The organism is Rhodococcus sp. KBS0724 (assembly GCF_005938745.2).
In the GTDB taxonomy this organism is placed as follows: Bacteria; Actinomycetota; Actinomycetes; order Mycobacteriales; family Mycobacteriaceae; genus Rhodococcus_F.
Window position 1 is genome coordinate 3,791,413 of record NZ_VCBX02000001.1, and the last position, 26,918, is coordinate 3,818,330.

Here is a 26,918-nt window from a genome sequence, read left to right on the forward strand (position 1 = left end):
TCAGGAATCCGCCGAGAGAGCACGCGCAAGCGCCGGCCCGATGATGGTCATGGCCTGCGGTTCGATCATCTCGTTATGCGCGCAGTCGACGGGTATCTCGTCAACTCGCCCGGTCACGAGCGGCTTCCATTCCTGTGGTGACCGCTCCCGAGTTTCGCTGTCACCCTCGCCTGTGGCCGGAAAGATGAGCAGGTTCCCGTCGTACACCTGGGGGACGAATTGGTGACCGATCCGCTGCGAGTTCTCGTATCCCGCGGCAATCCGTTCGAGGTCTTTTCCCCGTATCCCGGTCTCGGTCCCGAGCGAGTCGTCCAACAGTGCGGCGGCCTGTTCGAAGGTCATCTCACCTCCCGATTCGATCTCCAATCCGAGGCCGCGCAGCAGATCTCGAACATCGAGTCCGCCCTGCGGTGCCACGTCACCGTTGTCCGGGTAGCTGTCCATGACAGCCAATGTGGCAACGTCACGGCCCGACAATTGAAGTTCTACTGCCATGGCGTGTGCGATGACCCCTCCGAGCGACCAGCCGAGCAAGTCGTACGGACCGTGGGGCGCGATGGCCTCGATTTCCTCGACATAGCGGTTCGCGAGTTGTTCGATCGAACGGTAGTCGCCGTCGTCACTGATCGTCGGCAGCTGCAATCCGTACACCGGCCGATCAGGTGGTAGATACTGCACCAAACCCGCGTAACCCCAAGACAATCCGATTCCCGGATGCACACAGAACAGCGGCCGACCGCTCCCCTCGGCGCGTAGTGGAATCACCACGGCAAGTGCCTCGTCCAGATCCGCGCTCGCTGTGGGGATATCAAGGCGTCGTGCGATCCCCGCGGGCGTCGGGTCGAGGAACATCCATTGAAGCGGAATCCTGCGATCCAAGCGTGAATGCAGGGCAGTGACGATTCTGGTCGCGATGAGTGAATTGCCGCCCAGGTCGAAGAAACTGTCGGCGGTGCCGACTCGATCTACTCCGAGAACCTCGACAAAGGCGTCCACGACGGCATGTTCGGTCTTGGTGGTCGGTGCGTGATACTCCGCGCCGATCGACCCGAATTCCGGCGCAGGCAGGGCTTTTCGATCAAGTTTGCCCACCGGTGTCATCGGGATGCGATCGAGTACCACCACTGCGGCCGGCACCATGTGTGACGGCAATCGTTCCGCAGTGAAGGCGCGTAGGTCTGCAGGCTCCACCTCGTGTCCGTCCACTGCTCGCACGTACGACGCGAGAACCGTGTCACCCGATGGAGCGGTATGGCCGATGGTAGCGGCAAAGTCCACCGATGGATGACGCACGAGAACGGCGTCGATTTCGCCGAGTTCGATGCGGAAACCTCGAACCTTGACCTGGAAGTCGCTACGTCCGATGTACTCGAGCGTGTGGCCGTCTCCGTTGGGTGTCTCGTCAGTCTCCGGTGTCTCGTGAGTCTCCGGCGTTCCGTGTGCCGACTCGCGCCACCGGACCACATCTCCGGTGCGGTACATCCGGCGCCCTGGCTCTCCGTACGGGCACGCGACAAATCGCTCCGAGGTGAGGACAGTTCGATTGTGGTAACCGCGCGCCATGCCGGGGCCGATGATGTACAATTCGCCGTGAACACCGACCGGGACAGGCTGCAGTCGCTCGTCGAGGACAAGGAAGCCGAACCCTAGCGCGGGTGCCCCGATGTTCACTCCTTCTCCGGGTCGCATCGGCGCACTGACGCTGGCCTGCACCGTGGTTTCCGTCGGTCCGTACCCGTTGTGCAGACTACGACCCGGCGCCCATTGCGCGACCACATCCGGCGGGCAGGCCTCCCCCACCAGATCGAGGACGTGCAGCGATTCGAATCCGTTGTCGCCCAATGCCGCCAGCGCTGTGGGCGTGATAGTGGCATGGGTGACCTGCTCATCGCGAAGGAGGTCGGCCAATTCACTACCGCCGTAGACAGCGGCCGGAACGATCACAACACGCGCCGACGCACTGAACGCCATCATCAACTCGAACACCGACGCGTCGAAGCTTGGCGAAGCCAACTGCGATACGCGCGATTCATGAGTGACTTCGAATCGTTCTCGCGTTTCTGCGGTGAGGTTCGCCAACCCACGGTGAGTAACGTTGACACCCTTCGGCTTTCCGGTCGAACCCGAGGTGTAGATGAGATACGCCGGATGTTCGAGATGCAGCGGGCACGTCCGATCCTGGTCGGTGACCTCCGCCGACGACTCCGCCGCCACACGCTCCGCAAATTCCGCGTCGTCGAGTACCAACCAGGGAACCGTATCGGGGAGTTGACCTCGACTGCCCGTTACGGTGAGTCCTACGCAAGCACGGCAGTCTGCGAGCATGTAGTCGATCCGCTCGCGCGGGTAGGCCGGATCGACCGGCACAAATGCCGCTCCCACCTTCGTGACCGACCAGATCGACACGACGGACTCGATCGAACGGGGCATCCCCAATGCGACAAAGGTTTCCGGACCTACTCCGCGCCTTCGCAGGACCCGCGCCACTCTGTTCGACCACTCGTCGAGTTCGCGATAGCTGACGTGGCGGCCCTCGTAGGTCAATGCCACCGAGTCCGGGTCGAACGCCGCAGCGGTTGTCAGCAGCTCGGGCCACAACTGCGGCCGCACTGCCGGCTCGCCGAGCGCCGGCACCATCGTGCGGCGATCCACCTCTCCCAGCAGCGGAATGTCGCCGATCGGCCCGTCCGGGTTCTCGGTGACCGATTCGAGAACGCGCACGAACATATCGGCAAACCCGGCGACGGTCTCCCTGTCGAAAAGATCGGTGGCGAAGTCGACGGCACCGCTCATGCCCGTCGGCGCACCGTCGTCGTCGAATTCCTCCGCCAGGAGGAATTCGAGATCTACCTTGACGACGTCGAGTTCGGGGTCGATTCCCCGCACGTCCAACTCCGGCAGCGTCAGCACCGGCCGATCGTTGTTCTGGAACTCTAGCGACACCGACGCTATCGGCGCATACGCCGTCGACCGGTTCGGGCCGATCGTGTCGACCACTCGCTCGAAGGGGACGTCGGCATTGGCAAACGCACCGAGATCCACCTGGCGGCAATGCTCGGCCAGCGCGCGGAACGACTGTGCCGGTTCGACTTTCGTTCGAAGAGCAAGCGTGCCGACGAACATACCGATCAGATCGTCGAGAGCGCGGTCCCCTCGGCCGGCAATCGGCGTCCCGATCACCACGTCGTCAGTGCTGCCGAGACGCGCCAGCAGGATCGCGAGCGCGGCATGCACGGTCATGAACTCGGTGGAGTGATGCCGGCGCGACAGTTCTCGGATGCGGTGATGAAGTTCCCGCCCAACACCGAAGTGCACACGAGCGCCGTGGAAGGTCTGCTGCGCCGGCCGGTCCCGATCGAGGGGCAGTTCGAGGAGATCCGGAGTACCCGCCAGCGCGCTGCGCCAATAGGCAAGTTGCTCTCCGATCACCGACGCTGGATCGTCATCATCACCCAGTACCTCGCGTTGCCACAACGCGTAATCTGCGTACTGCACCGGCAACGGCGCCCAGTCCGGCGCGACGCCGCGGGTGCGTGCCTGATAGGCCGTCATCAGATCCCGAACAAGCGGGGACATCGAGAAGCCGTCAGCCGAAATATGATGGACCACAACGGCCAGAACGTGTTCGGTGTCGGTCAGCGCAAACAGTGCCACTCGCAACGGAATGCGCGCAGTGACGTCGAAACCCGCCGACACCAGCCGGGCGAGCTCGTCGTGCAATTCATGCTCGTCCGCAACACGATGAGGCAGCAGGGGTTCCACCGCATTCTCGGCCGGGAGTATCTGTTGGACGGGCGCAGCGCCGCGGACTGGGAACATGGTCCGCAGCGACTCGTGACGGTCGACAAGGTCGGACACGGCCGAACCCAGTGCCGGCGTATCGAGTTCGCCGCTCAAGCGGACCGCGATCGGAATGTTGTATGCGGGAGAACTGGTGTCGAGTTGATTGACAAACCACATTCGCTGCTGAGCGAACGACAGTGGAACATCTCCCGGCCTGGTACGGGCTTCGAGGCGCGGACGCCCGAACACTCCGGTACGCATTTGCTCGGATGTACGCAACTGCTCGATGCGCGTGGCCAGGCCGTCAACGGTCGACGCCTCGAAGAGATCCCGCACTCCGCTGTCGACACCGAGCACTGTCCGGAGCCTCGCTGTGACCCGAGTTGCACTGAGCGAATTGCCACCGAGGTCGAAGAAATCGTCGTCGGCACCCACCCGTTCGAGGCCGAGTACATCGGCAAAGACTTCCGCGACTGCCTGTGCAATCGGCCCAGTCGGCTCTCGGAAAGGCCGGGTCCGCGACACTGCGTCTGGGACAGGCAGAGCCGAGCGGTCGAGCTTGCCCACCGCCGTCAGTGGAATGCGCTCCAGCACTGTGATCGAGGAGGGAACCATGTGCGAGGGCAATTTGTTCGACAGTGCGCGCGCGAGAATGTCGGCATCGAGAGCGCCTCCAGCAGCTGGTACGACGTAGGACTCGAGCTGGGTGTCGCCGGCAGGACCACGGTGAGCGATTGTGGCCGCAAACCCGACGCGGGGCTGCGCCAGGAGAGCACTGTCGATCTCACCGGGTTCGATGCGGAAACCACGAACCTTGACCTGGAAATCACTGCGACCGACGTACTCGATGCACTTGTCCGGCGTCCAGCGCACGATGTCGCCGGTGCGGTACATGCGAGACCCCGGATCGGCGGGATTGGCAACAAACCGTTCGGCGGTCAGCCCTGGGCGCCGATGGTATCCCCGCGCCAATCCGGCCCCGGCCAGATACAGCTCGCCTGGCACCCCGACTGGGACCGGTTGCAGCCGAGCGTCGAGTACTACTTCGCTCACACCGCGAATAGGTCCACCGATGGTGATGGGATCCCCCGGCACCATCGGCGCGCTGATGTTGGACATAATCGTCGTTTCGGTCGGCCCGTAGGCGTTGTGCAACCGCCGGCCCGGTGCCCAGCGATCGACCAGATCGGGTGGACACGCCTCACCGCCCACCACGAGGTCCGTAAGATGTTCGAGGTCGGCCGGATCCAGAGAAGCCAGAGCTGCGGTGGTGATGAATGCGTGGCTGACGTCCTGATCGGCCAATAGCCGGGCGAGTTCCTCACCGCCGTACACGTCAGGTGGCGCAATCACCATCGTCGCGCCGGCGCCGAACGCCTGCAGGTATTCGAAGAGCGACCCGTCGAAACTCGGAGTGGAGAAGTGCAAGGTTCGAGATCGGGAATTCGCGGCGAATCGGTCGATCTGGTCGCGGGCGAAATTGTCGAGCCCCTGGTGCGTGACGACCACCCCTTTGGGCAGTCCCGTAGACCCCGACGTGTACACGATGTACGCAGCGCAATCCATCCTGATCGGACGGATTCGGTCGGAATTTGTCACGGGTGCCCCGGAGTGGTCCTCGCATTCGTCCACGAAGTCCGGGTGGTCGAGAACCAGCCAACGCGCTGTTCCCAGGAGGCGATCGTGGTGCTCGGTTGTGGTGACACCGACGCTTACTCCGGAGTCTGCGAGCATATGAGCGATACGCTCGTCCGGATAGTTCGGGTCGATCGGCACAAATGCGGCGCCTGTTTTTGCCACCGCCACCATCGACAGTACCGAATCGAGCGAGCGCGGAATCCCCACGGCGACCTGATTCTCCGGGCCAACGCCATGCGAGATCAGCACTCGGGCAATTCGATTCGAGCGTCGGTCCAACTCCTCGAAACTCATGTCGCCGTCCTCCGAGACGACGGCGATCGCATCTGGATTACGTGTGGCGGCGTCGCCGAAAATCTCCGGCAAGGTGCGGGCCGAACCGCCGCTGGGGCCGCTAACCGGCATCAGATCGCGGCGCTCGCTATCGGTCAACAGCGATACGGCGGCCAACGGTTGGTCGGGGCGAAGACAATTCTCGAGCATCTGCAGCAGACGACGTGCCATGGATTCGATTGCGTCCGAACCGAAAACGTCGGGAAGATACTCGAATTTCAGGTGCAACCTGGTGTCGACCGACGCCACCAGACTCAGCGGATAGTGGGCGGCATCCTTGGCGTCGACGCCGGTAACTCGCATTCCGGCGATGTCGGTGTCCGTCGACAATCCCTCGCGGTCAACCGGATACGACTCGAACACGGTCAACGTGTCGAATCCGATCTCCGGGCCACCGACCTCTTGAATCTCGGCAAGACCGAGATAGTGGTGATCCAGCAACGCTGCCTGCTCGACCTGAACCCGATCGACCAATTCACCCAGCGTCTCGTCGTTACGAAGACTGATCCGCACAGGAAGTGTGTTGATGAACAGTCCGATCATCGTTTCGATGCCGCCCAGTTCAGGTGGTCGTCCCGATACTGTGGCACCGAACAGGACGTCGTCTCGCCCGGTCATCGCGGCGAGCACGATCCCCCACGACACCTGCACCAGCGTGTTCATTGTCAGCCCACGCGAACGCGCAGCATCTCGCAGACGAGTAGTCGTGTCTTCACCGACGTCGAACACCCATTCCTCCGCCGTAGTGGACAATCGGCGCGCGCGATCCACGGGAGCGAGCAGGGTCGGGCCGTCCACCCCGGAGAGGGCCAGGGCCCACGCGTCTCGGGAGTCGCCGTGATCGCGGCGACTCATCCACTCGAGGTAGTCACGGTACCCGCGTGTGCGCGGCAATGCCGACACGTCACCGTCGACGGCGTACAACGTCAACAGTTCCTTGACCAGCAACGGCATCGACCACCCGTCGAGCAGGATGTGATGGTTGGTGACCACGAGCGTGTACGTGCTCGGCGTGATCCTGATCAGCGTGAACCGGATCAGCGGCGGTTGTGTCATGTCGAACGGCGTCGACCTGTCCTGCGCCAGAACGTGGTCGACGGTCCTCTCGCCGCCGGCCGTGAGATCAACCTCCAGCCACGGCGGGGACACCTTCCGACTGACCACTTGCACAGCCTGCCCGTCTACGTCGTGCAGGAACGCGGCGCGAAGGTTGGCATGCCGGTCGAGCACTGTGGCAGCAGCACGGTGCAACCGATCGGGATCCACATCACCGACAAGGTCGAGCGCGACCTGCACGAGATAGGCGTCAACAGACTCGTCGTCGTGGGCGGATTCGTCCGCCAGTTCCGCATGGAAGAGAAGCCCCGATTGCAGGGGCGAGAGCGGCCAGACGTCGGCCAGGTCCGCGCAACGACTTTCGAGGTTTTCGATCGCATCCTGCCGAAGGTCGACAAGATCGAAGTCGGACGGCGTGAACCCACCCCCTGATTCCGCGTACGCACCGAGCGCAGCAAGCGCTTCCATCCACAGCTGGGTAAGTTGTTGTGCGTCTTCGCCGGTGAGAACGCCAGGTGGGTACGTCCAGGTCGAGCTCAATACCGGACCGTCATCGGTCTCGATCGTCATCGCATTGATGTCGACCACAACAGCCAGTGGCAGGTCTGCCGTTGTAGCGTCGCGCAGTCCGCCATCGTCAATCGGCGCCCAGCCGACCGAATTGTCGGCGCCGGCACTGCCTAGCCGTCCGTGGTAATTGAAGCTGATCTGCGGAGCGGGTAACGGCGAAAGTTGCCGGGCCGTATCACGGTTCAGATATCGGAGAAGTCCAAAACCGATGCCGCGCTCGGGAACCGCGCGCAACTGCTCCTTCACCGCCTTGATCGCATCGCCCATCGAAGGACCACCGGCATAGGCGTCGTCGAGATCCACACCGTTCAGATCGAGGCGAACCGGGAAGATCGTCGTGAACCATCCGACGGTGCGAGCGAGATCTGCACCGGGAACGACCTGCTCTTCACGGCCGTGACCTTCGAGGTTCAGCAAAGCGTCCGCCTGAGTGATCCCACGATCACGACGCCACCGGACCAAAGCCAGGCTCAGCGCAGTCAACAATCCGTCGGCAACACTGCTGTGAAATGCCTGCGGCACTGCCAGGAGCAGTCTCTCGGTCAATTCAGCGGGAACTCGCACCTCGATGTCCGCGGCGGTGGCTCCGGTGTCCGCAGACGTCAGGGGCCGCATTCCCAGCGCAGGATCGGGGCCGGTGAGCGTCTGTCGCCAGAATTCGAGTTCAGCACCGCGGTGCACGTCATGGGCGGCGTCGACCAATGCATGGGACCACCGGCGCATCGACGTCCCCACCGGCGCCGGGACCGACTCGACACCAGCCTGAATCTGAGCACAAGCCAGGGCAAGATCGGGGATCAGTATTCGCCAGGACACGCCGTCCATCACCAGGTGATGGACAGCAAACAGCAAGCGGCCCTGTCGATCCGGGCCGTTGTCGAGCCAGACGATCTGCACCATGACACCGGATTCCGGGTCCAGCCGACCTACCGCAGCATCAAGTTCCCTCGCCGTAGCCGTGTCGGCAGGCTCGGTGACGGTTGACCCAGCGACGGTTGACCCGGCATCCGTCGGTACTCGCCGGACCACTGCGGACGCCGTGACCGAACCTTCGCCCATCACCTCCAGTTCCCACCCGTGATCGCCTTCCCTACTCCGATCTGTTGGGTGCAGTCGCGCTCGCAAGACATCATGTCGGTCCAGCACAACCTGCACGGCCGCCGTCAGGGTGTTTTCGTCGACGTTGCTTGGAACCGTGAACAGTGCAGACTGCGAGTAGCGGCGAAAATCACCGCCGCGTTCGAACATCCACACAGCGATCGGCGTCAATGCGACATCACCGACACCAGCGCCGGGCAACTCGTCCAGAACAACGTCTTCGCCACTCGTTCGAGCCGTCTGAGCCAGCGCCGCAACGGTTTTGCGCTCGAATACATCTCGTGGCGTTATCAGAACTCCGGCCGCCTTGGCGCGGGTCACCAACTGGATCGACATGATGCTGTCGCCGCCGAGGGTGAAGAACGAATCGTCGACGCCCACTGTGCCTAGTCCCAGAACCTCGGCAAACAGGTCGACAAGAATGCGTTCGTTCTCGGAAACCGGGGCTCGGCTCGCCGTGACCTGTTGCCCGAAGTCCGGTTCCGGCAGTGCTTGTCGGTCAAGTTTCCCGTTTCCGGTGAGGGGCAGTTCGCCGAGGACGACAACAACCGACGGCGTCATGTGAGATGCCAAACTCTCCGCAACCTCGTCGAGGAGTGCATCAGGGTCGATTGCCGCGCCGGCCTCCGGCACCACGTAGCCCACCAACCGATCACCGCGTGCCACCGCCGCCGACTGCGCCACTCCCGCGCCGGCGAGCAAGGCCGACTCGACTTCACCGAGTTCGATCCGGTAGCCCTTCACCTGCACCTGCTGGTCGTTGCGGCCGAGATACTCCAACTGGCCCTGCTCATTCCATCGCGCCAGGTCGCCGGACCGGTACATACGCATCCCGGGACTGAAGGGGTCCGGAACAAACCGTGCGGAGGTGAGCGCGAACCGGCCGAGGTACCCCCGTGAGATCTGCGCACCCGAGACGTACATCTCGCCGGCCACGCCCGGGGGCACCGGATGAAGCCGATCGTCGAGCACGTACACGCGCAGGCCAGGCAACGCCGGGCCGATCACCGATGCGGATACGCCGCGCACGAGGTCCTCATCCAGCGGCAGACAGCTGACATGCACCGTTGTTTCCGTGATGCCGTACATGTTGACCAGAGTCGGGGCGCTGTCGCCGCGTCGCGAGTACCAGCGTTCCAACTGCCCGAAGTCGAGGGCTTCCCCGCCGAAGATCACATACCGCAACAGCAGATCAGGCTCGCCGGCCAGGTGGTCGGCCTGCGCCAGTTGGTAGAAGGCCGTCGGCGTTTGATTGAGCACGGTGACGCGCTCGCGCTGCAGCAGTTCGAGGAATGCCTCGGGTGAGCGCGCGGTGAAGTAGTCGACCAATACCAATCGTCCACCGTGGGCGAGGGCACCCCACATTTCCCAGACGGAGAAATCGAACGCGGCGGAATGGAACATAGTCCACACATCGTCTTCACCGAATCCGTACAGCGACTGGGCGTTTGCCAGCAACGTGACCGCGTTGCGGTGTGTAACCGCCGCGCCCTTCGGCCGTCCGGTAGAACCGGAGGTATAGATCACGTACGCCACCGAATCCAGGTGCAGCGGACGCAGGCGATCGGCATCCGTTACCGGTGACGACGGAAACCCTTTCAGCGCAGTCACAGTTTCGTCGCTGTCCACCACGATTGTGGGGACACTCGAAGCGTCCAGGATGCCGCTGTCTTCGATTGTGGTGAGCGCACAGGCCGGCGCACTGTCGCTCAGCAGGAATTCCAGTCGCTGAGCCGGCGAGGCCACGTCCACGGGCAGGTAGCCCGCACCAGCCTTCACTACAGCAAGCAGCGCCACCACCAGATCGAGGGAACGCGTCATAGCAACGGCAACCAGAGTTTCCGCACCCACTCCCCGCGACACCAGCAGCCTCGCGAGGCGGTTCGCCCGTTCGTCGAGTTCGAGGTACGTCACCGTACCGCCGTCGCAGCTCACAGCAACCGCTTGGCCGGCTGACGCTACCGACAGATCGAATAGATCTACGAGCGACTGCGGTCCAGCATCAACGCCCGGCCGGTTCGAGCTCAGCAGCACACGCTCGCGTTCGGCCGGGAGCAGTATGTCGATATCGCCGACCGGCACCGACTGATCTGCGGCAACGGTTTCGACGACACGTACAAATCGCTCCGACAGACGTCGAACCGATGCGTGATCGAAAATATCGCCCGCATAGCGGAACCCGGCGCTGATACCGGCCGGCGAACCGTGCTCGTCCACCCGCTCGACGAGACTCAGTTGCAGGTCGAATTTTGCCACGTCCAGATCGATGTCGAGTTCGCGGACAGTCAACTCCGGCAGTTCAAGTCGCAGGTGGCTGGAGTTCTGGAATTCGATGACCACCTGAAACAGCGGTGTATGCGCCGTGGACCGTTCCGGTGCAAGCGCGTCCACCAACCGCTCGAAGGGGATGTCCGCATGCCCGAACGCACCGAGATCTACCGTGCGCACCGTTCTCAGCACCTCGGCAAATGATGCTCCGGGCGACACCGGCGTTCGAAGCACAAGCGTATTGACGAACATTCCCACCACATCGTCGAGTAACGCTTCGCCCCGGCCCGCGACCGGCGTCCCCACCGCAACGTCACTCGAGGCCGACAACCGTGCCAACACCACAGCCAGGGCGGCGTGCATCACCATGAACAGCGTCGAATTACTCTGGCGCGCAATCTCGGCCAGTTCACGGTGAACGCCGGCCGGAATGTCGAACGGCACCACGGATCCTTCCGTGGACCGCTGAACCGGCCTCGGTCGATCCAACGGCAATGGCAGGACCTCGGGGATGCCGGACAACGCCGCCGTCCAATAGTCGAGTTGATCGGCGATCACCGACTCCGATTGTTGCTCTGTGCCCAGAACCTCCCGCTGCCACAGGCTGTAGTCGGCGTACTGCACGGGCAACGCCGCCCACCCGGGACTCTGATGTTGCGTGCGCGCTGTATACGCACGCATGACATCTCGTGCCAACGGTGCCATCGAGAATCCGTCAGCCGAGATGTGGTGAGCGACAATGGCAAGAACGTGCCGCTCGGAAGCCAGTCGCAGCAACTGCACGCGGATCGGAAGGTCCGTGGTGACGTCAAATCCTGTTCCGGTGAGGTTTTCGATCACAGCGTGAAGTTCCTGATCGAACACCGGAATCGGACGAAGGTCCGGCGCAACAGCCGAGGATTCGAGAATCAGCTGTCGCGGCCCGTCCACCGAGCCCGGGAACACAGTTCGCAAGGACTCATGCCGGTCCAGCACATCACCGAGGGCCGCCTGGAGAGCATCCAGATCCACAGCTCCGTCCAACTGCAGGACAACGGGGATGTTGTAGGCCGACGAGGACGTGTCGAATTGGTTGACGAACCACATGCGTGCCTGAGCGAGGGACAGCGGGATTCGATCGGGGCGCGGCCTGGCCGCGAGTGCAGGTTGGGTGAGTTCGTTTCCTACAGTTGACTCGAGCCTGGCAGCAAGTGCGGAAACCACCGGCGTGTCGAACAACCCGGCAACGTTCAGTTCGGTGTTCAACGCGCTGTTGATCCGCCCCACTGCTCGGGTAGCACTGAGCGAATCTCCGCCGAGTGCAAAGAAACTGTCGTCGGCGCCGACGCGATCAACGCCGATCACGTCGGCAAATGCCTGCGCAATCGCTTCCTGCACCGGTGTGCTCGGAGCTTGATACACCGCTGTGGCAAACTCCGGTTCCGGCAGGGCTTTTCGGTCCAGTTTTCCGTTCGCGGTCACCGGCAGCACCGCGAGCACCGTCACCACCGACGGCACCATGTACGCGGGCAGATCCTGTGCGGCCGAGTCCAGCACTTCACGCTCGACCAGCGTTACACCCGCCGCGGCAACAACATACGCCGCAAGGAATTCCCCGGCAGCCCCGCTTCGGAGAACCACCGCTGCCTGCGCGACCCCCTCCTGGCGTGTCAATACTGCCTCGATCTCCCCCAATTCGATCCGCTGGCCCCGCAACTTCACCTGGAAATCGCTACGACCGACGTACTCCAACTCACCCGAGCTACTGCCCCTCGCCCCACCCCACCGCACCAGATCCCCAGTCCGATACAACCGCTCACCCCGCGCGCCGAACGGATCCGCCACAAACCGATCCGCCGTCAAATCAACCCGCCCCTGATACCCCCGAGCCAACTGCACACCACCGAGATACAACTCCCCCACCACACCCACCGGAACCGGATGCAAACGCCCATCCAGCACATACACACGCGTGTTCCACACCGGCACACCGATAGGCACTCCGGTTGCCCCTGACCCGAAAACGTCCGACCCGAAAACCTCCGACCCGACATCTTCCGGCCGGACCTCATGGAACGTCACATCCACCGACGCCTCCGTCGGACCGTACAGATTGTGCAGTTCCGCATCGCTGCGCCGCAGCAGACGCGCAGCTGTTGACGCTGCCAGCGCTTCGCCACTGGTAAACACCCGCCGCACTGAGTCATGGCCGCCGACGTCAACGCCGGCGAGAAACACCTCGAGCATCGACGGTACAAAATGCACCGTCGTGACGGACTCGTCGCGGATCACGCGGTCGAGATACACCGGATCACGATGCTCACCCGGCTCAGCGATGACCAGCCGGGCACCAACCTGCAACGGCCAGAACAACTCCCACACCGATACGTCGAATGTCGACGGCGTTTTCTGCAACACTACGTCGTCACCGGTGAGCGGATAGCGATCCTGCATCCACAACAGACGGTTGACTACACCCTCATGGGGAACCACCACGCCCTTCGGTCGACCGGTGGAACCTGACGTGAACATGACATACGCCGGATGCTCCGGCCGTAGCGGCGCAATCCGCTCGCTGCCCAGCACTGGGTCCGGTGAATACTCCGATACATCAACATGATCCAGCTCCAGTACCGTTACACCGGCGGGCAGCACACCCCGCTCGGCAGCTGTGGACAGCACCACCACCGGACTGGCCGCTCCCACCACATACCCAACGCGCTCCGCCGGCTGATCGGGGTCGATCGGAACATACGCCCCGCCGGCCTTCACCACCGCGTAGATTGCCACCAGCATCTCCAGCGACCGGGAAACCGCAACGCCCACCCGCGATTCCGGACCCACGCCCAGACCGATCAGCAGCCGCGCCAATCGGTTCACACGCCCATCGAATTCGAGATAGGACAACACCGCACCGTCGATCACCACCGCAGCGGATTCAGGAGTGCGCGCCACCTGTGCATCGAAGAGATCCACCAGGGTCGTAGCGGACACGCGGTGGCCCGTCATATTCCACGCACCCAGCACCAACTCACGCTCACCATCGGCAAAGATGTCGACGTCACCGACCGGTGTATCGGCGTCGAGAGCAATCGTCTCGAGAATCCGCACCAACCGATCGACGTACCGGCTCACCGTCTTGGCATCGAAGGTTGACGGTTGATAGCGCAGGCTCAGCCGCAATCGGGGTTCGAGGATCGTGAGCAGGGTCAGTGGGTAGTGCGTGGCGTCGCGAGCATCCACACCCGCTACGCGCATACCGGCAATGTCCACATCGTCGTCCAGCCCGGACGTGTCCACCGGGTACGACTCGAATACCGACAGCGTGTCGAACAGGTTGCCCACGCCGACACGGGCCTGAATCTCGCCGAGCCCTATCTGGTGATGATCGAGGAGAGCGGCGTGCTCCCCCTGCATCCGAACCAGCAACTGCACGCATGTCTCGTCCGGATTCATCTGCACTCGAACGGGCAGTGTATTGATGAACAACCCCAGCATGTTTTCCACCCCGGGCAGTTCCGGCGATCGTCCCGAGACAGTGGCGCCGAAGACGACGTCGTCACGAGAGAGCAAGCGAGACAGAAGAACACCCCATGCTGCCTGAATCACCGTGTTCATCGTGACCCCGCTGCGCTGCGCGGTGGCAGTGAGGGCATCGAACACCGGCGCGGGCACATCGATGTCAACCTCGGCCGGCACTGCAAGGTGCGCGCCAGGCGCGGAAGGTGCCAGTAGCGTCGGCTCGGCAACACCAACCAAGGCGCGTTCCCAGGCCCGCGCTGAGGCTTCGGAATCCCGGTGCGCCAACCAGCTCAGATAATTGCGGTACGAGGGAGATGCCGGCAGATCCACAGGGGTTCCGTCAGCGGCGTACCGCGTCAGCAGTTCCCGCACCAACAAGGGCATCGACCAACCGTCGAGAATGATGTGATGGTTGGTCACCGCCAACACATAACGCTCGGGTGCAGTGCGCAGCAGTGTCAGACGCAGCAACGGAGGTGCGTCGAGGGCGAACCGGGCGCTGCGATCCTCGTCGAGACAGCGTCGCAATTCCGCGTCGGCGGCCGATCCGTAACCCGCCAGATCCACCTCCCGCCACGGAATCTTCACGTCGTCGACAACCACCTGAGCCGGCACCCCGTCGCTGCCGTAGACAAACGCGGTACGCAGATTCGGGTGACGGGCGACCACACCTGCCGCAGCGCAACGCATGCGCCGTCCGTCGACGGAACCTTCCAACTCGATGCACAACTGCGCGGTATAAACGTCCACAGTTTCTGCTGCCACGGCGGCGTGAAAGAGCAGACCCTCCTGCAGCGGAGACAGCGACCACACGTCGCGCACTGCGGGGAATCGCTCCTCCCACAATTCGATCTGTTGCTGGCTCGCCGACACCAGCGGAATGTCGGACGGGGTGAGCCCACCCGCACCCGGCAGTGACGCGTAAGTCGCAAGTCCTTCGAGCCCACGACGCCACAGATTGCCTATCGCCGCGACATCGTCCTCTGTGACAACACCGGTGGGGTAGGTGAAAGTTGCAGTCAGATGCGGCCCGTCCGGACCGTCCTCGACGGCAGCGTTGATGTCGATCACGGACGCGACCGGCATGGTGTGGTTCTGCGTCCCACCGAGTTCTCCGCTGCCCCTAACCGGCAGCCAGTCTTGCGTTCCGCCCGTGGTGCTCACTCGTCCCAGATAGTTGAAACTGACTTGAGGAGAACCGAAATGGCGAAGCGACGCCCCTTCGTCGTCGAGGTATCGCAGAATGCCGTAGCCGATGCCGTGATCCGGAACAGCACGCAACTGCTCCTTCACGGCTTTGACCGACTGCCCCGCAGCACGACCACCGGCCAGCGCGTCGTCGACATCGATTCCGGTCAGATCCAGCCGTACCGGATACACGGTGGTGAACCACCCGACGGTGCGGGAAAGATCTGCGCCGGGAACTACGCTCTCCTCGCGGCCGTGCCCTTCGAGAGTGATCAGGGCATCCGCTGCAGTAGTGCCCTGTCGGCTCCGCCAACTGACGAGGGCCAACGTCAACGCGGCAAGCAAACCGTCGCCCACACTTCCGTGAACAGCCGTCGGCAAGGTGGTGAGCAGACCACTGGTCACGGCGGGCGGCACCTCGACGGTGACGGTACCGACGGTCGAGTGGACGTCGATTGCGGGATCGAGTGGCCGCGAACCGATCAACGGATCCGGGCCGTCCAGAATCCTCTTCCACAGGTCGAGTTCACTACTCTGAGCCAGTTCACTACTCCGTGCGAGTTCACTGCTCCGCTCACGCAAGCCGTGCGACCAGCGTCGCATCGACGTTCCGACGGGTGCGAGAGAAGGAACCTCGCCAGTCTGGAGTTGACCCACTACGGACGCAAGATCTGCGACGAGGATGCGCCACGACACGCCGTCCACCGCGAGGTGATGAATAACCACAAGCAGGCGGCCGCTGCTGTTCGGGACGTCGAACCAGATAATGCGCATCAACGCGCCAGTGGCCGGATCCAGAAGGTCGGCAGCAGCCTCGAGTTCCGCGGCTGCCACGGCGGCAAAGTCGTCACCGTCCACTATGTCGACCGAGATCCGTCTGATCAACGTGTCCGCCGTGATCGAACCCGGCGGCAGTACGTCGATGCCCGGTTGGGTGCTGTTGCCGAGGAGCAGACGCGCCCGAAGCATGTCGTGGTGATCGAGCACTTCCTGGACTGCTCGCTCGAGAATGTCCTGGGTGAGCCCGGCGGGTGCAGCCAGTAGCAGGGCTTGAGAGAACCGGTCGAGTTGACCACCGCTGCGTTCCAGCATCCACGACACAACCGGGGTCAAGGGAACGGAACCGACACCGCCACCTGGCAACTCGTCGAGAGTATCCGCGCCGTCACCCTCGAATCGCGCCGATTCAGCAAGTGCCGCAACGGTTCTGTGATCGAAAACGTCTCGGGGACTCAGGATCACACCGGCAGCTTTCGCGCGGGCGACCAATTGGATCGACATGATGCTGTCTCCGCCGAGCGCGAAGAACGAATCGTGGACGCCCACTGATTCCAGCCCGAGTACCTCGCAGAACAGTCCGGCAAGCAACGCCTCGGTCTCGGTTCGCGGTGGTCGATCCGGTGTCACCGCGGCGGAGAAGTCAGGCGCAGGCAGCGCCGCACGATCAAGCTTTCCGTGAACCGTGAGGGGAAGAGATTCGAGGATCACCAGCGCCGCCGGAACCATGTACGACGCCAGTCGCGCACCGGCGGCCTCGAGAACGTCTCTCGAATCGATCATCGCGCCAGTTTCGGGAACCACGTACCCGATCAACCTGTCGCCGCTACCGTCACCATTCCAGACGTGTGCAACGGCCTGGGCCACGCCGTCGTGTGCTCCGAGCGCCGATTCAACCTCTCCGAGTTCGATGCGGAAACCACGGATCTTGACCTGGGAATCGCTGCGCCCGAGGTACTCCAACTGCCCGCCGCTCGACCACCGCACCCGATCGCCGGTGCGGTACATCCGCCTTCCGTCAGGTCCGAAGGGATCGGCGACAAAACGTTCGGCGCTCAGGCCGAACCGCCCGTGATAACCACGCGCAAGAGCAGGGCCGGCAAGATACAGCTCGCCCGCAACACCGACCGGTACCGGCTGTAGCCGCGAATCGAGCACAAGTTCTGTGAACCCGCGGGTGGGGGCGCCGATGGTGACCGGCTCCGAGGGCACCAGGGGCGCACTGATACTCGACACGACTGTCGTTTCCGTCGGTCCGTAGGCATTGAACATTCGCCGGCCCGGCGCCCATCGTGCCACCAGTTCGGGCGGGCAAGCCTCACCTCCTGTCACCACACATTCGAGTGCTGTGAGGCCGGTGGGGTCAACCGACGCGAGTGCCGCCGGAGTAACAAAACAATGCGTGACCTGCTCGGATTCAAGGAGTTCCGCCAACGCTGGTCCGCCGTAGACGGACGGCGGAGCTATCACCATCGTCGCGCCCGCACCGGTCGCCAACAACAATTCGAGAATCGATGCGTCAAAGCTGGGCGATGCAAAGTGCAGTGTCCGCGATCCCGATGTGGTTCCGAATGTTTCATGCTCCTGCGCGGCAAAGCTGCGCAGACCACGGTGTGTTGTCACGACTCCCTTGGGTGTGCCGGTCGACCCGGAGGTATAGATCAGATACGCCGGATTGTCGATCCGGATCGTCGATGTGCGCTCGTCATCGCTGATCCTCGACGTCGAGTAAAACGCCAACCGCTCGTCGAAGCCCGGTTCATCGAGCACCAACCACGGCACGACGGTGGGAAGTGTGGCGTGGTGCGCCGCCGTTGTCACACCCCGCACTGCGCCGGAGTCGGTGAGCATGTATTCGATTCGCGCCGAGGGATGATGCGGATCAACCGGCAGGAAAGCGGCCCCCGTCTTGGCCACGGCCCACAGTGCCAGAATAGAGTCGACGGATCGCGGGACGCACAATGCGACCACGTTCTCGGGCCCGACACCGACCTCGATCAGCAGGCGGGCCAGTTGATTCGAGCGCTCGTCGAGTTCGCGGTACTGCACCTCACGCTTGTCGGAGATCAGCGCAATGGCATTCGGATCGTGAGAGGTTGTGGTTGCCAACAGATCCGGCAACGTACGCGGGTCCAATCCTTCCCCGCCTCGCACCGGGGTCAGGTCGCCGCGTTCATCAGCGATGAGGATATCGATGTCCCCGACGCTCACCTGTGGATCAGCGGTGACAGACTCGAGTATTCGCTGCAGCCGTCCCGCAATCGTAGCGACAGAAGAATCGTCGAAAAGATCTGTGGCATAACTGAATTCTGCCTCCAGACCGGCGGGGCCGCCGTCGGCACCCACGCGTTCCGACACAGTCAATTGCAGATCGAAATTGGTGGTGTCGATCTCGACGTCGACGCTGGTGACCTGCAGATCGGGAAGTTCCAGCGTCGGCCGCTCGATGTCCTGGAACTCCAGCATGACCTGGAAGAGAGGAGAATACGCCGTAGAGCGTGACGGATTCACTACTTCTACAACACGTTCGAAGGGAACCTCCGCATGCGTGAACGCACCCAGATCGGCTTCCCGGACGGTGCCGAGCAATTCGGCGAATGTCGCGCCCGCGTCGATCGTGGTGCGCAGGACAAGCGTGTTGACGAACATGCCGACCACGTCGTCGAGTTCCCTCTCGCCACGGCCCGCGATCGGTGTGCCGACGGCAATATCGCCGGAATCACTCAACCTCGCCAACATCGCTGCCAACACCGCGTGCACCACCATGAACACGGTGACGTTGTATTCCCGCGACATGGCCACCACTCCCGCATGAACGTCTGGCCCGATCGAGAACGGGACGTGCCCCCCGCGAAGCGAACGAACAGCGGGACGCGGACGGTCGGTGGGTATCTCCAACACCTCGGGCAGTCCTGACAGCGTGCTCGCCCAATACGCCAGCTGCGTCGACACCAGCGACTGTTCGTCGGATTCCGAACCCAGCCACTCGCGTTGCCACAATGTGTAGTCGGCGTACTGGACCTCAAGTGGAGCCCAGTCCGGTGCCGAACCGTGCGCACGTGAACGATACGCGCCCATGACATCCCGGGCCAACGGCGCCATCGAGAACCCGTCGGCAGCGATGTGATGCACCACCACTGCCAGGACATGAGAAGCCGTCTTTCCCCCGATCCGGAACAGACGGGCACGCAACGGGACCTGCTCCGTCACGTCGAAGCCTTCGGAGAGCACCTGCACACACTTCTCGCGCAGTTCTACATCACCCGACACCACGATGGGATCGAGATCAGGCACTGCGCTCGCCGTAGGCACGATTACCTGATGCGGGCCGTCATCGGTGAGCGGAAAGATGGTGCGCACCGCCTCATGTCGTTCGACAACGTCACCAAATGCTGCCTGCAGAGCACTGACATCGAGCGCGCCGTCCAACCGCAACGCAAACGCGACGTTGTACGCCGACGACGACGTGTCGAACTGATTGACAAACCACATCCGCTGCTGCGCCAGCGACAGCGGAACTTCCGCAGTGCCGCCCCGCGGCTTCAAGGGCGGTCTGGATTCCACGCCGTCATTCGACTGCGCCAGTACTGCCAAATCCGCGACGGTCGGGGCGTCGAATACGTCCCGCACACCTATTCTGTCCCCGACAACAGCATTGATCCTCGCGACCAGCCTCGTGGCGATCAGCGAGTTCCCGCCGAGGGCAAAGAAATTGTCGTGCGAACCTACTTTCGCGACTCCGAGGAGATCCGCAAAAACGGCAGCAACAATCTCTTCGATCGGGTTACGTGGCGCAAGGTACCCGGCCACGCCTGATTCGAAATCCGTTTCCGGCAGCGCTTTTCTATCCAGCTTTCCATTTGCCGTGACCGGAAACTCGTCCATCACCACCAGTACCGACGGCACCATGAACCCCGGAAGTTCAGCCGCGGCCCGTTCCGATATCACTCGCTCATCCACCGTCGCTCCGGGCTGGGGAACCACAAACCCGGCGAGATAATCGCCCGCAGCACCGCGCCGCAGCACCACTACTGCCTGAGCCACCCCGTCGCACCGGGCGAGCGTTCCCTCGACCTCGCCGAGTTCCACCCGCTGGCCACGCAACTTCACCTGGAAATCGCTACGACCGACGTACTCCAACTCACCCGAGCTACTGCCCCTCGCCCCACCCCACCGCACCAGATCCCCAGTCCGATACAACCGTCCACCCCGTGCGCCGAACGGATCCGCCACAAACCGATCCGCCGTCAAATCAACCCGCCCCTGATACCCCCGAGCCAACTGCACACCACCGAGATACAACTCCCCCACCACACCCACCGGAACCGGACGCAAACGCCCATCCAGCACATACACACGCGTGTTCCACACCGGCACACCGATAGGCACTACCGTTGCGCCTGACCCGAAAACGTCCGGCCCGACCTCATGGAACGTCACATCCACCGACGCCTCCGTCGGACCGTACAAGTTGTGTACCGCGGCAGCGGGAATCACTTCACGCATCCGCAGCGCAGTCCTCGACGGCAGCGCCTCACCTGATACGAATACCCGGCGCAACTGTGAACACCGGGCTGCCGATGCTTCGGCAACAAACACCTCGAGCATCGACGGCACAAAGTGCACCACCGTCACTGACTGGTCGACAATCACGTCCGCGAGATAAGCCGGATCACGATGCCCACCCGGTTCTGCAATCACCAACCGGGCACCAACCTGCAACGGCCACAGTAATTCCCACACCGAGACGTCGAACGTCACCGGAGTCTTCTGCAACACCACATCACTGTCGTCCAATGGGTAGTGATCCTGCATCCACAGCAACCGATTGACCACACCCGCGTGTGGAACCACGACGCCCTTCGGTCGACCCGTCGATCCCGACGTGAACATGACGTACGCCGGGTGTTCCGGCCGCAGTGGAGTGATCCGGTCGCCACTCTCAATGGATGAACTCGAAAACTCGTTCACATCAACGTGATCCAAGTCGACTACCGAGACGTCGGCGGGTAGGTTTAGACCTTCACTCGACAGTGTCAGCACCACTACGGGATCGGCGGTGTCGACCACAAACGCCACCCGGTCCGGCGGCTGATCCGGATCGATCGCGACGTACGCGCCACCCGCTTCGAGCACGGCATACACCGCCACCAACAACTCCACCGAACGGGGAATCGCAACGCCAACTCGAGATTCCGGACCAACGCCCACCGAGATCAGGAACCGTGCCAACCGGTTCACCTGCTCACCGAACTCCTGATAGGACAACGTCGTTCCGCCGGCTACCGTCCCGCCGAATACAACAGCCGGCGAATCCGGTGTCCGCGACACCTGTTCGTCGAACAGATCTACCAACGTCACCGGAGGAACCGGTCGATCTGTCTCGTTCCACAACCCCACAACCACGTCACGCTCACGCGAATCGACAACGTCCACGTCACCGACGGGGACGCTTGTATCCGCAACGACCGCGCTCAGAATTCGAACGAACTGCTCCCCGAGCCCGGCTACCGTGTCCCGATCGAAGATGTCGGACGCGTACGTGAACGACGCCGCAAAGCCTGCCGCCGCCCCCACGTCGTCACGGCGTTCCGCAAGCGTCAGCTGCAGATCGAACTTGGCGACACCGGCATCGACCGGTACAACGTCCACTGCGAGGCCGGGCAATTCCAGGTGCGGCGCGACGGTGTTCTGGAACTCAAACAGGATCTGGAAGAGCGGTGAATACGACGTCGAACGTTCCGGAGCCAACGCTTCGACGACGCTCTCGAACGGCACCTCGGTGTGGCCGAACGCCGCAAGATCCACCTCGCGTACCCCGCCCAGTACTTGCTCGAAACTCGCGGCGGGATGCACGGCAGTCCGCAGCACCAGTGTGTTGACAAACATCCCGACCAGGTCGTCGAGGGCCTCCTCGCCACGACCCCCGGTCGGTGTCCCGATCGTGATGTCTGCTGATCCGCTCATCCGTGCCGACATCACCGCAAGCACCGCGTGCATCACCATGAACACTGTGGCGTTGTGCCGACGAGCAAGTTCGAGGACTTTACTGTGCAATTCCGGGAGAACCGAGAACTCGACGGTCTCACCGCGCAGCGATCGCTGCGCCGGTCTCGGCCGATCCAGCGGTAAGTCGATAACAGCGGGGACACCGGACAGCGTCGCCTTCCAGTACCCCAGCTGCGCGGCCATGACGCTGCCCGGATCTTCGTCGGTGCCGAGAACGTCGCGTTGCCACAGGCTGTAGTCCGCGTACTGCACCGGCAACGGGAGCCAATTCGGATCCTGCTTGGCCACTCGCGCCCCATATGCTGCCGCTAGGTCGCGGGCGAGCGGCGCCAATGACGCTCCGTCCGCCGAAATGTGGTGCACCACAAGAACCAGGACGTGCTCATCAGGACTGATTCGGAACAACGCGCCGCGAACCGGCACACCGGCACTGACGTCGAAACCCCGACCCGCGAGTTCGGAAATCCGTTCATCCAACGCGTCGCGCGTGGCGTCGACCTGAGGGATCAAATCTGCGATCACCTCCCCCGGCGGAACAACAACTTGAAGGGGCCCGTCCACCGACGCCGAATACACGGTGCGGAGCGACTCGTGACGGTTGATCACATCTGCCATTGCAGCCCGGAGAGCACCTACGTCCAATGTTCCGGACAGCCGCACCACCATCGGAATGTTGTATGCGGGCGACGATACGTCGAACTGGTTGACAAACCACATACGTTGCTGTGCAAGCGAAACGGGAACGCTACTCGGGCGCTGCTGCGCAGTCAGATTCGGACGACCGGAGCGAGTGGCGGACCGCGCACTGCGAATTTCCACCGCCAATCCTTCAACTGTGGGAGCCTCGAACAGACTCCGGACGCCGAGGTCGACTCCCTCTGCTGCGTTGACCCGAGCGATCACCCTGGTTGCGACAAGGGAGTTTCCGCCAAGATCAAAGAAGCGCTCACCCAAGCCAATCCGTTCAACCCCCAGGACATCGGCGAATATCTGTGCAACCACCTGCTCCAGCGGGTCGAGCGGGGCACGGAATTCGCCGGCGCCCCGCAGAAATTGTGGCGCAGGCAATGCCGCACGATCAAGCTTTCCCACCGGTGTCATCGGCAATGCGTCGCGCAACACGATCGCCGCCGGCACCATGTATGTGGGTAAATGCTCCCCCACGTAGTCCGTCAGGTCCGCGGGTAAGAGCACTTGCCCTTCGGCCGGCACAACGTACGAGACGAGCACGGTATCGCCTGACGGAGCGGTTCGGGCCACGGTTACCGCCGTCCGCACCCGCGGATGAGCATGCAGGAGAGCGTCGATTTCACCCAGTTCGATGCGGAACCCACGGACCTTTACCTGAAAGTCGCTGCGACCGACGTATTCGAGTGTGCCGCCGTGGCGGCGCACCACGTCTCCCGTCCGGTACATCCGGTCAACAGGGTGGCCAAAGGGATTGGCCACAAACCGCTCTGCCGTCAATCCCGGCTTCCCGTGATATCCGCGAGCAAGAGCGTCACCCGAAATGTAAAGCTCCCCGGCAACACCGTCCGGGACGGGGTTCAACCTCGAGTCGAGGACAACTTCGACGTACCCGCGAAGTGGGCCACCCAGAGTAATCGGCCCCGCCGGCGACATCGGCGTACTGATGTTTGCCATGACGGTGGTCTCGGTCGGCCCGTAGGCGTTGCATAACCTGCGGCCAGGGGCCCACCGCTGTACCAGTTCCGGCGGGCAAGCCTCACCGCCGAACACCACGTCCTGAAAGTCGGGAAGGCCGTCGGCGGGTGTTGATCCGAGCGCGGCGGTGGTGATGAATCCGTGGGTAATCCGTTCGGCTTTCAGGAACCTGGACAACTCCTCGCCGCCGTAGATCGTGCGCGGAGCGATCACCATTGTCGCGGCGGCCCCGAACGCCTGCAGATACTCGAAGATCGACGCGTCGAAACTCGGGGTCGAGAAATGGAGCGTTCGCGAGTTCGGCGTCGCACCAAACCGCGAGAGTTGCTCAGCTGCAAAGCCGTCCAGTCCACTGTGGGTGACCGACACACCTTTCGGCCGCCCCGTGGAACCGGAGGTATAGACCACATATGCGGGGTTCTCCCAGCGCAAGGGTCTTACCCGATCCGCATCGGTGACCGCCGAAATCGGCATCGCCGCGCAGTGAACACGAAACATGTTGTCATCGAGAATGATCCACGGAATCGAATTCGGCAGTGAGGATTGCTCGACAGATACTGTCAACCCAGTCACAGCACCGGAGTCGCTCAGCATGTGTTGGATTCGTTCAGCGGGGTACGTCGGATCCACAGGCACAAATGCCGCGCCTGACTTCGCGACTGCCAGCATGGCCAGGACCGACTCGATCGAACGTGTCATACCCAGCGCCACACGATCTTCCGGTCCGATTCCGCCGGCCGCCAACACGTGCGCCAACTGATTCGAACGCTCGTCGAGTTCGCGATACGTTACCGAGTCTCCAAGATAGGACAACGCATCACCGTCGGGATGTGCCCGAACCGCCGCATCGAACAACTCCGGCAGTGTGCGCTGCGAGTGTCGAGGCAGGGTGTCGACGGGATGGAGCGCCCCCCGTTCGTCATCGGAAAGAATGTCAACGTCGCCGACCACTGTCTCGGGATCAGCGGTGACTGTCTCCAGAATTGCTCGATATCGAGTTCCGAGACGAGCCACGGTGCCGGCGTCGAACAGATCGGTGGCAAACCCCAGCGTCACCCTGATGCCGGACGGTGCGCCGTCGTCGCCGAAGGTTTCTGCCGCCGATACCCGAAGGTCGAATCGACCGATAGCGTTGCCAGCCTCGTCCATGGCAGTACCGCACTCGAACAACACCTGGACGATGGGCGAATACGCAGGCGAATCATTGATCGCTAACTCTTCTACCAACCGATCGAACGGTATATCTACGTGCTCGAACGCTTCCCTATCGGCGTTGGCGACGTGGCGCAGCAGCCGCGTGAAGGGCTGATCCGGTTCGACCTGATTGCGCAGCACCACGATGTTCGATCCCGCGATGTTCGATCCCACGATGTTCAATCCCGCCGGCACCGGCGTCCCGACCGCTACATCGACAACACCGCACATTCGGCTGGTCAAGATCGCAAACCCAGCGTGCAGTGCCTCAAAGGTGGTGGTGTTGTGTTCCCGAGCCAGCGAGATCAGGCGCTGATGTGTATCAGCGTTGACCTGAACTTCGACGCGCTCGGAATGCAATGACTGCGCCGCGGGTCGAATTCGGTCGGACGGAAAATTCAGTAATTCGGGCGTCCCCGCGAGCTGGGTCTTCCAGTACTGGAGTTGCCCGGCTTCACGTCGCAGTTTCACACCGGCGCGGAAAGATCGGTCGTGAATGGTGGCAAGCCGTGTGTCGGGCGCCGCCGTGATCAGTTCTTCCAACAGTTCGACAAACTGACCGTGGTGCGCACGCAGCACTGAATCGTCGTACCGGTTCGGATTAGCCCGGAAATCGACAAACAGTTGATCCGCGCTCGGATACACGTTGACCAGGAGATCTTCCACCGGCCCTGACGTCACAATGTGGTATTCACCCACCATCGGGCCGAGCTCAACTTCTTGTCGGAACAGCATGACATTGACCATCGGCCCGGCCAATGAATCGTCACTGCCGACACCGCTTGTACTGACACCGATGTCCCGGCGAATGTCTTCAAGACTGCAGCGCTGATGCCGAAGCGCTCCCATCAGCTCTCGCTGAACGCGTGAGCCGAGTTCGGCAACCGTCTCGTCTTCGTCGACCGAAATGGTCAGCGGTGCAACGTTGACCATCATGCCGCCGGACTCACGCAGCACCGCCGTTGTCCGGCCAGACATCGGAACTTGCACCAGTACAGTGTTTTTCGCGGTAAGCCGAGCCAGATAGCAGGCCAGTGCGCTGATGATGGTCGCCGCCTGACCATCGGATTCCAGGAGGCCTGCAACCGATTCCCGCGACATCACGGAACTCTGAAGTTTGCTGACTGCGTGTGCGGGTTCGAGCCCGATCGCCAAAGCTGAGCCAGTGCCTCCTGAGTTCCGCTCCGCCCAGTACTCGCGATCGGCGGCGAAACGGTGAGAGGACCGGTAGCGACTGTCGATGTCGTACAGCTTGCGCAGTGGCGCAGCGCGATTCGGATCCGGTTCACTCCCGGATACCGCTGCCGAATACCGGTGCGCGATACGATTCATCAGCGTCATCGCACCAAATCCGTCGAGTGCAACATGGTGAATTCGGCTGTACCACAGGTAGTGCAGCTCACCCACCCAGAGCACCGACGTTTCGACCAGGCGATCGGTTCCGAGATCGAGACAGGTCTGATAATCGCGCTGCATCCACTCGTGCGCAGCGACCATCGGGTCGTCGTAGTCACGGAAATCGATGAGCGCGACCGGGATATCTATCGAGGTGTCCACGTATTGCATCGGCTCGCCGTCGACCTCGAGCACCCTGAGCAAGGGCGACTGAAACTCCCGCGCGACCGTCCGGGTTTCCCGGCGCAACAGATCAACATCAAGAGCTCCCCGCAACTCGACGTAGTGCGCTATCGAAATCGGCACCTTCGGCTCGAGTTGCTGCGCAAACCATGTCGCACGCTGCGCGGCGGAGAGAGGAAACAGCTCTACGTCCGAAACTCGAGCGGGCTGTTGCCTGACATCGAAGCGTTTCACAATAGTGCCACCCTGTGGGGTCTCCG

At 62.7% G+C, this 26,918-nt stretch carries 1 protein-coding gene; it reads right to left on the minus strand.

The features are described from left to right. A complete protein-coding gene (locus FFI94_RS17465; RefSeq protein ID WP_260684497.1) occupies window positions 1–26,892 on the minus strand; it encodes a non-ribosomal peptide synthase/polyketide synthase in 26,892 nt (8,963 codons plus the stop codon). Between the last annotated feature and the right edge of the window lie 26 nt (window positions 26,893–26,918).